Source organism: Neobacillus sp. SRL179, assembly GCF_984799095.1.
This window is the reverse complement of sequence record NZ_OZ481792.1, coordinates 482,905-497,126: the sequence shown is the minus strand read 5'-3', so window position 1 is coordinate 497,126 and position 14,222 is coordinate 482,905. Positions and strand designations below refer to the sequence as shown.

Sequence of the window (14,222 nt, the reverse complement as noted above, 5' to 3'; positions counted from 1 at the left end):
TAAGTAAAACAGCACCCATTCAATTTAATGAATGGGTGCTGTTTATGTTAAGCCACTTCTTTTTCAGAATTCTTCACTAAGACATCTTGAGGAATTTTCCATAACTTCGTCCATTTAGCAATCGATGTAACCATGATGACAATTCCAAGGACTAACATAATAATAGAAAGTACTCCATTTAATACGTTATAACCAGGATTAGCTGCATTCCAGTACACATTTTTCACCATCCAATATCCTGCTACCATGACGGTTACAAATAGGTAGGCAAGCGGCACTAGACATGTCAGCATGTACCAACGCTTTTCGGAAATTTTAAGCACAACAGTGGCACCCACAATAAGTCCGATTGACGCCATCAATTGATTGGATACACCAAACAATGCCCAGACGGAACTAATGTCACCAGAGAACAACAGATATCCCCAGACGAAGCAGGCTAATGCACTGGCCACGATATTGGCTCCTACAGAATCTGTCCGTTTTAACGGTTTAATAAAATCTCCTAAGAAATCTTGAATAAGGTAACGAGCTACCCGTGTTCCTGAGTCGATCGCTGTTAAGATAAACACAGCTTCAAATAGAATAACAAATTGATAGAAATAAGATGCTAACTTTGCAAAGAATGGCACGGCCGCAAAGATGTAAGTCATTCCGACCGCAAGTGTAACCGCTCCACCCGTTCTTCCCTCAAGGTCCATTCCAACTTCTTTACTTAATTCATCTAAGTGAACCGTTTCCATTCCAAGTGCGGCAAATTTCTCTGGTGTTGAGTTGATAGCAAAATAATCACCAGGCTGCAGTGATACCGCAGCAATCAATGCCATAATCGCTACTAAACATTCAACAAGCATTGCTCCGAAAGCTACCCCTTTTACATCGCTCCACCGGTTGATCATCTTCGGTGTCGTACCTGATCCTACGAATGCGTGGAAACCTGAAATGGCACCGCATGCAATGGTAATCGAGATAAATGGCCAAACTGGACCTGCTATGACTGGACCCCCGCCATTCAAGAATTCTGTAAATGCTGGAAATTGAACTTCAGGGTTAACAATAAATACCCCAATAATTAACGCTGCAAATACCCCAATTTTCATAAACGTACTTAAATAATCTCGCGGTGCCAATAACAGCCAAACTGGCAATGCCGCTGCAAAAAATGCATAGATTGGAAGAATAAGTGCTAATGTGCTTTTTTCAAGTGTTAAGGCATCACCCAACCATGTTCCTTGGATGCTTGGTCCTAAGAGGATTGCAGCCATAATTAACGCAAAGCCAACAATCGTTGCTAATTTTAAGTTTCCAGTCTTTTTATGATATAATCCTACTCCCATTGCGATTGGAATGGTAATTCCCACCGCAAAAGTACCCCATGGATTTCTTTCAAGTGCACCAAGAACAACCATTGATAATCCGGCCATGGTAATCGTAATAATAAATAACATCGCTAAACCTGTACAGAAGCCTGCCACCGGTCCAAGTTCTTCCTTTGCTACTTCTGATAACGATTTCCCATCTCTGCGCATGGAAGCAAATAGAACAACCGTATCATGGACGGCTCCGCCAATGACGGCACCGATTAATAGCCAAAGCAGTCCAGGTAAATATCCAAATTGAGCTGCCAGAATAGGACCAACTAATGGGCCTGCTGCGGCAATCGCTGCAAAGTGGTGACCAAAGACTACCCATTTGTTGGTTGGGACATAATCCCGTCCATCTTCAAACTTTTGAGCGGGCGTTGGTTTTGAATCATTAAGCTTCAAAACTTTCGCTGCCATGAACGTACCATATAAACGATAAACAATTAAAAGAATACAGATCGATCCGATAACAATTGTAATCGCATTCATTTTTTATTTCCCCCTCTACCTTCTATCTACATCCTTCATCTTACAGAATGAAAGTCAATTTATTTTATTTTCAAAATAAAATGCACAAATAGAAGGTTGAGTTGCAGAAATGGTGATATGAAATGCAACTGATTTTAAAAGCCGAGTTGCTGCTTCAATTCCTTTACATAGGTTCGGCTCACAGGAACTTGAGAGCCATCTTTCATATGTAAATTATAGGTGGAATTAAACCATGGTTCTATTTCTGTAATATGATTCACGTTCACGATAAAACTCCGGTGAACACGTAAAAATTTTGCTTGTGACAGTTTTTTCTCTAAAACAACAAGTGCTTCTGCCACCTTGTAAGTTTGATTCGTGGTAACAATATGGCACTTCCCTTCACTCGATTCTAAATAAAGAATATCTGCCAAGGTGAGGAGAATTATTTTTTCATCAACGACAACTGCTATTTTTCCATTACTGTTTTGGTTCATGATGGAATGTTTAGGGCTAGGCTCATTCCCCAGATTTTGCATCTTTTTAATTTTTTCCAACGTCTTTTGTATTCGTCCTTCATCAAACGGTTTTAGGATATAGTCCACTGCATTTAATTCAAAGGCCTGCATTGCATACTCATCATAAGCAGTGGCAAAGACAATCGCTGGAGGCTGCTCTAATGCCTCTAATTGTCTCGCCAAATTCAACCCATTATCGTCTGTCAATTCAATATCCAAGAAGACTAAATCTGGTTTTAAAACAGGGATGGCTGTAACTGCATCCTCGACACAATCACCTTCTCCGACTATTTTCACTTGTTCACTTCGAATCAGCAGATATTTTAATTCATCACGTGCTAATGGTTCATCATCCAATATATAGGCCTTCAACATTTTGATTTAAAACTCCTTTATGATCAAGCGGAATAGAAATGTTTATCGTTGCACCCTTGTCGACTTTACTTGATAAGGTGAAACTGGCTTGTCCATTATAGATTCCTTTTAGACGTTCACTAATATTAAAAAGGGCCGTGCCATTTCCTTTTTTAGACTCCACAACTTGTTTGCCGAGCACATTCATTTGGTCTTCAGGTATTCCTTTGCCATTATCGGCCACCATAATTTGCAATTGATTATTAATCGAACAAATCGATATTGTAATTTCCCCAACTGCTTTGCTTCGAGGAAACCCATAATGAATAGCATTTTCAACTAATGGCTGCAAGATAAAGGGCGGAATGAGTACCTCCTCGAGGTCTGGTTCTATTTGAAAAATGATGTTGTATTTGTTAGGAAAACGAGTCTGTTCCAATGAAAGGTAAGCCCTCACATTGGCTAATTCTTTTTCCAATGGGATAAGCATCTGTCTCGCTCCTTGGAGGTTGCCACGGAAAAAGGCACTTAGTTCCAATAGTAGTTTTCTAGCTTTATCTGCATCTGTCCGGCACAGTGCTGAAATGGTGTTAATACTATTAAATAAAAAATGCGGATGAATCTGTGCCTGCAATGCTTTAATTTCGGCATCCTTAAGCAGCTTTGTCTGTGTCTCAGCCTCGGCAAGCTCGAGCTGCGTCGAAAAGAGATTGGCCAGCCCTTCCGCTAATTCCTGCTGAACCGTATCCAATTTATCAGGCTTCGTATAGTACATTTTTAATGTACCTGTGGTTTTGTTCTTTACCTTTAATGGTAGAACAATCGCTGCTGATAATGGACAAGGGTGATGGATACAGGAGATTTCTTCCTTCGATCGTGCAATTGAAATCCTGCCGTTTTCGAGTACTTTTCTCGTCAAGCCTGTCTCAGGTTTAATCATAGGGACATGGTGGTCTGAAGCGGCACCAACATGTGCTAAAACCTGTTCGTTATCCGTAATGGCTACTGCATCAGCATTTGTCAGTTTCAACATAATCGCTGCTATCTCTTTACTAGAATGAATGTTTAGACCTTGACGGAAATATGGCAGGGTTTGATCAGCAATGTGAAAGGCAAGATTTGTTTGATTAGCACGTGCACGTTCTTCATCCCTTTTGATGATTTGAATAATCAGCATAAACAGCAATGTACCTAACCCATTACCGAAAATCATCGGAAAGCCAATCAGCTGAACGAGTTCCCATGCATAGTTAAACGGTTTTGCCACAAATAATATGATTACCATTTGAACCGTCTCTAAGGCCATTCCGATAAGGACAGCAAAGCCGGGGGTAATTTGTTTCCCCTTCAGTTTTTGTTTTTTACCAAAGTATCCAGCGACCATACCAGCTAGAATAGTAGAAAGAGCACACGAAAGAGCCGTAAAACCGCCAAGAGTATAGCGATGAATTCCGGCAATGATTCCGGCACCGATCCCTACCACTGGTCCTCCTAATAACCCGCCAATCACAATCCCCATTACTCGTGTATTGGCTAGAGCACTCTCCTGGTCCATTTCTGAAAGCCATTCCGGTCTGCCAATGGTATGATGATGGACTTCAATACCTGTATAGTTACTAATAATACCAAAGGTACCAAAAAGGATAATAAGCATGATTTTTTCATTTGTACTATGTTTCTCATGAATAACCTGGCGAAAAGATCGTATTTGCGAAAGTAAAAATGCGACAATGACAATGATTCCAACCTTTTCAAGCATCAATGGTGCTAAATCGAGCATTGTCCTCCTCCTTAAAAATACTTGTTGCAATAGAGATATAAACTACTACTTCCTATAATAATTTTATCATAGAAAACGATTACACGTTTAAATTATGGTAGAGAAACGATAGAGAAGGAGCACCACGCCTAGTGGTGCTCCCCTCCTACTGAATTATACTACAGCTACTTTTTCACTCTTCAACTTTTCTATTTCCTTATTTAACTCTTCTTCGCTCACATAGCTATCGTACGAAGCATCAAACTGAGCTAACGGAGCCGCAAACTGATTGCCGGCTTGAGCTTCAGCCTCCATCATTAAAATCCTTTCCTCCGCACGGGCTACTCCTCTTGCAATATCATTCGTATCGAAGGAAATGGTTGCTTTCTGTACTTGTTTGATCGTTTGAGCCACGTTCGCACGGGACGCTAACAACACTTTCCTTTGCAGTAGTTGGTTATACGTTTCCTTTAGCTCGTCCAATTTTTCGCTCAGAATTTGAGTTTGTTCCTTAACAGCCTTTAATTGCTCCTGATAAAGTTGTAACTGCTTTTCTTGGTTGAGCTTTTCTTGCACAGCCAATTTTGCGATTGCCTCATCACCTTGTTCAATCGCCAGTTTAGCCTGTCGGATACGCTTGTCCACCAATGATTTGGTTTGAGAGATCAGTCCCTCTTGTTTTTTCTCTACAAAAATCTGACGGGCTAACGCTTTCTGTCCTTTTACAATTTCTTGTTCCATTTCCCTTGAATACTCATTTAACATCGCAATTGGATCTTCAATACCATCTAATAGCCCATTAATATCCGCTTTTGCAATTGTCTTTACTCTTTTAAATATACCCATTTTATTCATTCTCCTTTTTCGTTAATAGATTTTTTTCCCATTGATCCAAAACGTTAGCATTTTGGTTAGTTACCGGTAAATGTGTACCTGCTAGAGTGGTGTCAATAAACTGGTTCATAAAGGAAGCCTTTGATTTCTTTCTTAGCCATCTCACTACTAGAACTAGAACTGCTAGTCCAATAATAAGGAAAAGCCACGGAAATCCTCCGTCATGATGAGGACCATTCATCATTTGGCGGCCCCAAAGTCCGCCGCCATGGCCCATACCACCAGGACCATGACCACCATGTGGACCTCTGGCAAATGCGCTGCCGCCTCCTAATAACAAGTGGAGTACGTTAATAACTACTACAGTAGAAGCAACGATGACTCCCCAGAAAATACTCTTTTTCACTTTTGTATTCATTTCTTTATCTCCTTTCTTTACTTGATGTAATGAATATTAATAGAGAATGGTGAAAACTTGGTGAAAGGAAAGATATATTTTCTAATAAATTTTAAATGTAATCACGGTCACAAGCAGGAGGCGCATCCGTGGGATGTAAGAAGAAAAGAAAGCGCATTAATGAAGAAAGTATGTTATAATTTGCCGAGAGATATATCTATATGAAAATAACAAATATCCTAAAGAAGTAACCGAAAATTTAAACGGGAAGGTACGTGATAGAATGAGCAACGGAATTTTCAAAATCCCAACACCTACAAATGAGCCTGGCCATACCTATGCGCCAGGTACAAAAGAACGGGAAACATTAAAAGCAGAATTAAAGCGCCAATCTGATATCGTAGTTGATATTCCTGTGATAATTAATGGAGAAAATATTAAGACAGATACAGTAAAGCAAGTGGTGATGCCGCATGATCATCACCATGTGTTAGCAAACTATTCCGAGGCTTCCGAAAAAGAGCTGCGTGAGTCGATTGAAGCGGCGATGGCGGCAAAAGAGGCATGGGCAAACATGCCATGGGAACACCGTGCATCTATTTTCTTAAAGGCTGCTGACTTAATCTCTGGTCCATACCGTGATGTCATCAATGCTTCTACTATGTTAGGACAATCTAAAACAGCTTATCAATCAGAAATTGATGCTGCACAAGAATTAGTGGATTTCTTGCGATATGACGTGGATTGCGCTAATCAAATCTATCAAATTCAACCAAGCAGTATGAAGAATATCTGGAACCGGACCGATTACCGTCCATTAGATGGCTTTGTGTTAGCCATTTCTCCATTTAACTTCACTTCAATTGGGGGAAATTTACCTGTAGCTCCTGCCATTATGGGGAACGTAGTCGTATGGAAACCTGCAACCACTTCTCTTCTATCAAACTATTACTTTATGCGTGTCTTAGAAGAAGCAGGATTACCAAAAGGGGTCATTAACTTTGTACCTTCTCGCGGTTCACAAGTATCCGAAGTAGTATTAACAGACCCTCGTATGTCTGGATTCCACTTTACTGGATCGACAAATACGTTCCAAACCATTTGGAAAACAGTCGGGGAAAACATTGCAAACTATAAATCCTATCCTCGTTTAATTGGGGAAACAGGCGGTAAGGACTTTGTATTTGTTCACGAAACTGCACAAGCAGACAAAGTCGTAGCGGGCCTCGTTCGTGGTGCTTTTGAATACCAAGGACAAAAATGTTCTGCGGCCTCTCGTGCTTACATTCCAGCCAGCATATGGGAATCAGTAAAGGCTGGTTTAATGGTAGAAACTGCGAAGCTTAAAGTAGGCGATATTCAAGACTTTACAAACTTTATGGGTGCTGTCATTGATCAAGCTGCTTTTGATTCAATTACAAGTTATATCGATTATGCTGCTGCTTCTGAAGAAGCGGAAATTATTGCTGGTGGTACTTATGATGATTCAGTCGGCTATTTTGTTCAACCGACCATCATAGTGACAACCAATCCAAACTTCAAAACAATGGTAGAAGAAATATTCGGACCAGTATTAACGATTTATGTATATGAAAATGATAAATTAGAAGAAACGCTGGATGCAGTCGATACAGCGTCCATCTATGCCTTAACTGGCGCTATCTTTGCTCAAGATCGTGAAGCCATTATTCACTTAGAACAAAGGCTTTCTGGCGCAGCTGGAAACTTCTATATCAATGATAAACCAACTGGTGCCATGATTGACCAGCAGCCATTTGGCGGTTCTCGTGGTTCTGGTACAAACGATAAAGCAGGTTCTGTCTTTAACATGATTCGTTGGACCAGTCCTCGTGTAATCAAAGAAAACTTTGCACCAACTGCAGATATTGCTTATCCATTTATGGATGCTGAATAAAAAGTAAAAAGTGCCTGTCACCGCCCGAATTATGTCGAGTTGAATTCGACAAATGCCGGGTAGTGACAGGCACGGTTTTTATTTCAAGGAAATCCTTATAACATTATCCAAGTATTTTGTTGTATTGTATCCAAAAATATCCAGCCTTTTAGGAATTCCTTTTTCTCCCGTGTTAATACTCTGTAACTTCATCCTTTGAACTGTAACAAAATAACGAGGCTGCTCGATTTTGTCATATGCGGCAGCGGCTTCATTCATACCGTATTCAACTCCATTTTTATCAACAATCACTCCTTCAGAATCCATCTCCGCTGAAATCGGGTCATTTTCATCCTCCCCTACAAAATTAAGTTGAAGCATCTCATATGCTCGATCCTTAACTTCATGATTACTTATAACAATGTTGGTAGTCTGTCCCACTTCCAGGTTATCAATCGATATGGTACTGCCTGCATAGTCAAAAGCTTGCGGATATTTCATAGCAGCATCCAGTTCGATAGTTTTTTTATCTTCAACCGTTAAATATCCAGATTTAAACTGGACTTTAATCTCTTTTGGTTCTTCTCCAAAAAGAGGGTCAAAGTTTGTTTGAAAAGTATACCAATTCACGTCTTGTTGTGAATCCACAAAGGAGCTGCCGCCATACATATCGGCTTTCACCTTTTTATTGTTCACTACTAGATTGTCAAAATTAAGAGCCTCAAGCCGCTTCTCTAGCTTTTCATTATTAATTCCATACTGGAGAATCGTTGCGGTGGGAGCAATCGTTAGTTTATCAAATCGTACTGGAATCCCCTCGACTTCGGTTTCTTCATCCAATGCATATTCGTTGGAAGGCTGTTTTGTTACAGGGATCTCGAATTCCCACTTCCCTGTTTTTAATTCCATGTTTTGGAAGTCCCCAAACCTATTCCGTCCGGAGGAATCACGAATCCATTTCTGGAGTTTGGTAACTTTTAGCTTGATGGTCCCATTTTCCTTAGAGAGTGGCAGCAGACTAATCTTCCCATGATACACGTTTTTTTCTTTATTTTTTACATTCGATTCAAGTGCCGGTGGATAGTATCTTGGATTTGCTTCTCTACTCATAATTTCATGTTGATTCTCCACAAAAACCCCATCATTATTATTCATCACATATTGATTGTCTTCTTCTGTATCTTCTACTTCATAAAAAACAAGCGTTTGAACATCATCCGCAATTGCACTCTTGATCGTAATTTTTACTCCATTGCTCTCCGCCTCCAGGTTCAGCCTTTCACCCAGGTCCTGTTGAAGATAGGCACGTAATTGTTGATCGTCTTCTGTCCATCCGTAGTAGAGATTGGTAAACGCGCCTGTAAAAAAATCAATCCCGATTAACAATGCGAATACTCCTGCAACAAGAAGCCCTACCCGTTTTCGCTTCTTGTTCTTTTGTTGTCTTTGCCTCTCTTTTTCTGCCAGTCTATCATTGACGTTCTCCATGAACCCCGCCGGCACATGAAAGTCTTCCATCCGATCCGTAAGATTTATCAAGGTTAACATGACTTCCTGAAAGGCAGACAGATCTTTCTGGCACTCTTGACAATGATAGATATGTATCTCTAAATCAATCTTTCTAGGACGCTCCATAGCTCCTTCTAAATAATCGATGTAATGCTTATGATACTCCTTACAGCCATTAAAACTTGCTTTGTACCCCATTTCTTTTCTCAATGACTTGATTCCGGAAAACAGAAGTTCTTTCACTTTTTCCACTGGGACTTGGAGTAGTTGTCCTGCTTCCTCATGAGAGCATCCTTTTATATAAGTAAGAACCACTGCTTCTCTCTCGTCCACTTGCAATTGATCAAGTGCTTTAAATATACCCTGCCGTAATTCATTCTCCTCTGTACCTTGTAAACTTTTATCACTAGAAAGCTCACGGCAAATATGTATAAAAATAGATGTAACCCACATTTCGTATGATATTTCATTTTTAAATCGAGGCAATTCCTTTTGGACTTTAATAATTGAACGGTAGAAAAGTTCTTCCATTTGCTGCTGATTACTAAGATAGGACCAGCCAAGTGTATAGAACGTTTGTTTATGCAGAGCGAACCAATCGACGATGGATTCCACGCCTTTTTCTCTTATTCTAGTTATAGATATGGAATCTATCTTTGCTGGGATATTATTCAATGATTCCCCTCCTTTAAAAGATTGCACGACAAAATAGCATTTTTTGGATTTTGGTGTCTGATCAACTCCATTATACCAAATATAGGGGGTTTTTCTTTCGATATTTTACAAACAATTCCCATTTATTCGACTTTTCTTTCGTTCCACACTGCCTCATTCCTTCAACCCACTTATTGGGAAAACAATCGTGGATACATACCATGAAACACCAACTAGGTCCTTCACCCTATTTTATTTTGAAAATTCTTAAAATAAAATTAACAACAGCTTAACATTATTGAAATAGTATGAAGTTGACGGAATTTGCAAGTATTAATCAATTTATAGGGGGTATTTTATGAAGAGAGGTTGGAAGGGTCGTTTTTTGCCGATGACACTGTCGATTGCGTTGGCGGGCAGTGTCATTTCACCAGATTTAACGTCGGCTTTAGGGAGCTTTGATTTAAGCTCAGCCATTGTCCAGACGCCGATTAATGAATACCGGGCAGCTATTGCTCCAGGCGCAGTGGAAAAGCACTATAGTTTTGAAGGAAAAGACGGAAAAAAGATTGAGAGTTTTGTAGTGGATGTGGATGTACATAATCCGAGTATTGCCATCGAAGCAGGGACACCTAATGATGGAACAGCGTTTGGGCTTCAGCCCGTTAGGCAGCAAGCAGCTGCAGCTGATCGCGAGAATCATAAGGTCGTTGCCGCTGTGAATGCAGATTTTTATAATATGGCGACAGGCCAGCCGCTCGGGATCGTTTACAAAGATGGTCAAGCTGTGAAAGAACAGTACTCACCCTCACAGGAGTTCTTCGGGATGACAAAATCAGGCGAGGCTGTGATTGGCGACGGAGCACTCTTTGAGGGGATAAAGGATCAGCTCCAAGAGGCACTTGGCGGCAATGCGATACTCGTAAAAAATGGTCAAATCTATCAAACTCCACAAACCGGAGCCGATAAAGAACCACGGACCGCAGTTGGCATTAAGGCCGACGGTGATGTCTTTTTTGCCATAATCGACGGGAGGCAGGAGCCCTATTCAGCCGGGATTTCCATGCCGGACTTAGCTCAATTAATGATTGATTTAGGTGCCGTTTCAGCACTGAATCTGGACGGTGGCGGGTCCTCCACCTTCACGACACGCGAACTGGGCGGAGATAACCTAGAGCTCGACAACTCCCCTTCTGACCGTTCCGAACGAAGTGTCGCGAACTCTTGGCTGGTTGTTTCAAAAGAACCATCCGACCATGTTTTTGCATCGGCCTATATCGAACCTTATGATCGTTCATTTACTCCTGGCTCTACCATTCCATTTACTGCCAAGGGCAGGGACAAATCAATGGCCTCTGCTGCATTGCCATCCTCCGGTTTAACTTGGGAAATTTCTGATTCATCCTTCGGCACGATTGACGTAAATGGAACATTTTCATCCAACGGAAAAACGGGCCAGTTCGATGTCATCCTGAAATATCAAGGCAATGAGGTTGGAAAGAGTATCATCGAAGTCGCCCAGCCAGATAAGATGTACTTTACTTCATCAGAGCTAACGGCCGCGAAAAACAGCGAAACCGATTTGAACTTAATCACGGAATTCCAAAAAAGAGACGTAACGTGGAACTTAGAAGATTTCGAGTTTGACATCCCGGAAGGCATGGGAACCATCGATGAATCCGGCGTGCTTCATACAGGAGATAAGACGGTGTCAGGCACCATTACAGCAAAAATGAAAAACACTAACCTGCAAGCACAAATTAAAGTGTCTGTCGGTAAGCTGCCAGAAGTATTGTTTGATTTTGAAAACGGACTTGGCGGCTGGAAACCCACCGTTGTTGGCCGCGGGGAAAAGGCATCACTTGGTTTGTCCTCCTATCCGGAACCTGTCCGTTTTGGGAATCAATCGTTAAAATTGGATTTCGATTTGACCAACGCCCAAACAGGAACCACACTTGGAGCTTATGCAGGCCCAGGCTCAAACATCGCCATTCCAGATAATCCTACAGGCATTGGAATGTGGGTGTATGCCACACCGGAAGCACAAGGCTACTGGCTGCGGATGAACCTTGTCGATGGAAGTGGCAAAACGCAGACGATTAATCTTACAGCGGAAAGTCCAGGGATCGATTGGACAGGCTGGAAATATATCGAGGCTGAGGTTCCCGCCACCTTTACCGGTCCGTTCAAGCTTTCTGGAACTCAGACGTTCCGATTAATGTCGACCAAATCCGGCACCACTGGGCCGATGACCAAAGGCACCGTGTTTGTCGATAACATCCGTGCCGTCTATGGTGAAAAAGTGGATGACCTATACGCTCCAGAAATTCAATCGATTAACGTCGACGGGAAAGCCTTCACGACAAACGGGATCGATTTGAAAGCAAATGTGAAAGAATATGAGAACGATCCGTTTAAAACAGGAATTGATTGGGAAAAAATTAGAATTTTTGCGGATGGCAAAGACTATTCCCAAGCACCTGGCCACTTCTCCTTTGACATGGATGGTTCCGTTTCACTAACAGGATATAAATGGGCAGATGGCACCCATCAAGTCACCTTTATGGTCCCGGATAAATTCGGAAACCAAGCCATTAAAACCGTTTATTTTACCGTCAACACTGGTGCAGCCAAGATTGATATGGTTAAAAAACAAGAACATGCCTTGCTCGGCGACGTGTTTGAGCTTGTCGTAAAGGCAACCAACCCAGCTGAAATTTCCGAATCTACTATGAAAATTCAAGTGGATAAAAACTACCTGGTTGAGGATGTTCATTTTTCAAATGGATTTAATACTAGCAGCTTCAACTATAATGAGACAACAGGGATTCTCACGCTTCATCTGGTGAATAGTGGTGAGACAGCATCCGTTGCAGATGCTGCTGCTATTCAGATTCGCATCCCCGAATCTACCAAAGAAGGCAGCAAAGTAGCATTTGAAATGCTGGAAGCAAGCTTAACCTATACTTCACCTAAGGAAGCCAACTTTGTTTCAACCTATTCAATGGTTCCAGCCAGTGTGGATGTCATTAGCGCCTTCAACCTTACAGCAGAACCGATTTTACTTGGGAAACCGACTGTAATAACAGTGAAGGATACGAATAATCAGCCGGTTGCTGATGCTGACATTTTCGCTGTCATCAATGGCAGCAAGGAGGCCATCTTATTAGGAAAAACAGCGGGCAACGGTACACTTCAGGTAGATAAAATTACTGATGAAGTGAAGAATATCGCTTTATTTGCTGTGAAGGATGGAAAGTATTCGTTTAAAGTGAATACGCAGACATATCCGCCGCTTGCGGCTAAGACGGAAATCAAGAACATAATCTCAACTCCAGCTGATGATCCTTATAAAGAAAAAGGATTCACCTGGATGTCGAGTCCTCTAGCAAAAGAAGACACAGTCATTCAATACGCACGTAAACAGGATTATGACCGAGCCGGAGAACAGGCACTGAAAACGTCCAGCGGCATCTCCAGCAATCAGGTTTTCTCGGGTGAACAGGACCCGGCGAAGAATGGAATCGTCCGTGTCAATGAAGTCAAATTGACGAAGCTGCAGCAAAATACAACCTATGTATATCGTGTCGGGGATGGTGAGAATTGGTCCGAGTGGCAGGAGTTTAAAACCTTGGGACGAAAGCAGAGCTTTGAATTTGCGGTGTTAGGCGATACCCAATCTCCGTCCGATTTGAGTGATTTCACAAAAATTCTTGGCAATCTGGAGAAAAAGGACCTGGCGTTCATGATTCATGTAGGCGATTTAATTGATGAATCGGCCAAGTTTAAACAATGGGATGACACCCTGAACGTGTTAAACGGATACAGCAAGATTCGTTCCACTAACCTGGTGGCGACGCTCGGAAATCATGAATACATGGGCGATGCGGATGCAAGCCTTGCTAAGTCGATCTTTAACTCGCCGGAAAACGGTCCTAAGGCAGACATTGGCGGAACGTATTCGGTGGACTACAATAACATGCATATCAGCGTGCTCGGCTATACGGATAGTGCAGAAGTACTCGATGAGCAGCTCGAATGGCTTAAACAGGATGTTGCAGCTACCGACAAGCCATGGAAAATCCTTGTGACTCACAAACCGCCATATTTCACAAATCCGTTTGGCGGCAATGAAATCATAAAGGAAAAACTGCCGCCGGTCGTCGATGAATTGGGGATTGACATCGTGTTCTCCGGACATGATCACTCATACGGCAGAACGAAAAAGTTGAAAGCGGGTGTAGAGGATCCGCACGGAACCGTCTACGTCGTTTCCGGCACAACTGGTAAAAAACACTACGATGCCGTCGCTGACGAAAAATTTGACTTCGTCAATATGGAAAACATCGCCGTTTCCCTACAGGCCCAGGTCAAAAAAGACAAAATCACCATCACTACTGTTACTTCCGACGGCGAAACCATCGATCAATTTACGGTCGTAAATGAAGATTATTTCGAGGAGTGATTATTT

Annotated in this window: 8 protein-coding genes; 2 read left to right on the top strand and 6 right to left on the bottom strand. The window is 41.8% G+C overall.

The window, feature by feature from the left end:
• Window positions 1-47 precede the first annotated feature (47 nt).
• From AC4E8C_RS02475 to AC4E8C_RS02455, 5 genes are all read right to left on the bottom strand, one after another.
• Window positions 48-1,853: a carbon starvation CstA family protein gene (locus AC4E8C_RS02475; RefSeq protein ID WP_490209986.1), complete on the bottom strand. Its 1,806-nt coding sequence runs from the start codon at window positions 1,851-1,853 to the stop codon at window positions 48-50.
• Between the two features lie 134 nt (window positions 1,854-1,987).
• Window positions 1,988-2,725, bottom strand: a complete 738-nt coding sequence (locus AC4E8C_RS02470; protein WP_490209985.1) for a LytR/AlgR family response regulator transcription factor — start codon at window positions 2,723-2,725, stop codon at window positions 1,988-1,990.
• Window positions 2,700-4,484, bottom strand: coding sequence for a LytS/YhcK type 5TM receptor domain-containing protein (locus AC4E8C_RS02465; RefSeq protein WP_490209983.1), 1,785 nt, complete (start codon window positions 4,482-4,484; stop codon window positions 2,700-2,702). The genes AC4E8C_RS02470 and AC4E8C_RS02465 overlap by 26 nt, the downstream gene beginning before the upstream one ends.
• Before the next feature lie 153 nt (window positions 4,485-4,637).
• Entirely contained in the window at window positions 4,638-5,309 is a 672-nt protein-coding gene (locus tag AC4E8C_RS02460; RefSeq protein WP_490209982.1) for a PspA/IM30 family protein, read from the bottom strand.
• 1 nt (window position 5,310) lies between these two features.
• On the bottom strand, window positions 5,311-5,715 hold the full coding sequence (locus tag AC4E8C_RS02455) for a hypothetical protein (protein WP_490209980.1): 405 nt from the start codon (window positions 5,713-5,715) through the stop codon (window positions 5,311-5,313).
• A gap of 262 nt (window positions 5,716-5,977) precedes the next feature.
• Between AC4E8C_RS02455 and pruA the strand changes: the two genes are divergently transcribed.
• Window positions 5,978-7,609, top strand: coding sequence for an L-glutamate gamma-semialdehyde dehydrogenase (gene pruA / locus AC4E8C_RS02450; RefSeq protein ID WP_490209978.1), 1,632 nt, complete (start codon window positions 5,978-5,980; stop codon window positions 7,607-7,609).
• A 78-nt stretch (window positions 7,610-7,687) separates the two neighbouring features.
• Here pruA and AC4E8C_RS02445 read toward each other — a convergent pair whose 3' ends face one another.
• Complete coding sequence (locus tag AC4E8C_RS02445; RefSeq protein ID WP_490209976.1) at window positions 7,688-9,772, bottom strand: sigma-70 family RNA polymerase sigma factor; 2,085 nt, start codon at window positions 9,770-9,772, stop codon at window positions 7,688-7,690.
• A 337-nt stretch (window positions 9,773-10,109) separates the two neighbouring features.
• Here AC4E8C_RS02445 and AC4E8C_RS02440 point away from each other — a divergent pair, with 337 nt between their 5' ends.
• On the top strand, window positions 10,110-14,216 hold the full coding sequence (locus tag AC4E8C_RS02440; RefSeq protein ID WP_490209975.1) for a phosphodiester glycosidase family protein: 4,107 nt from the start codon (window positions 10,110-10,112) through the stop codon (window positions 14,214-14,216).
• Window positions 14,217-14,222: the final 6 nt, after the last annotated feature.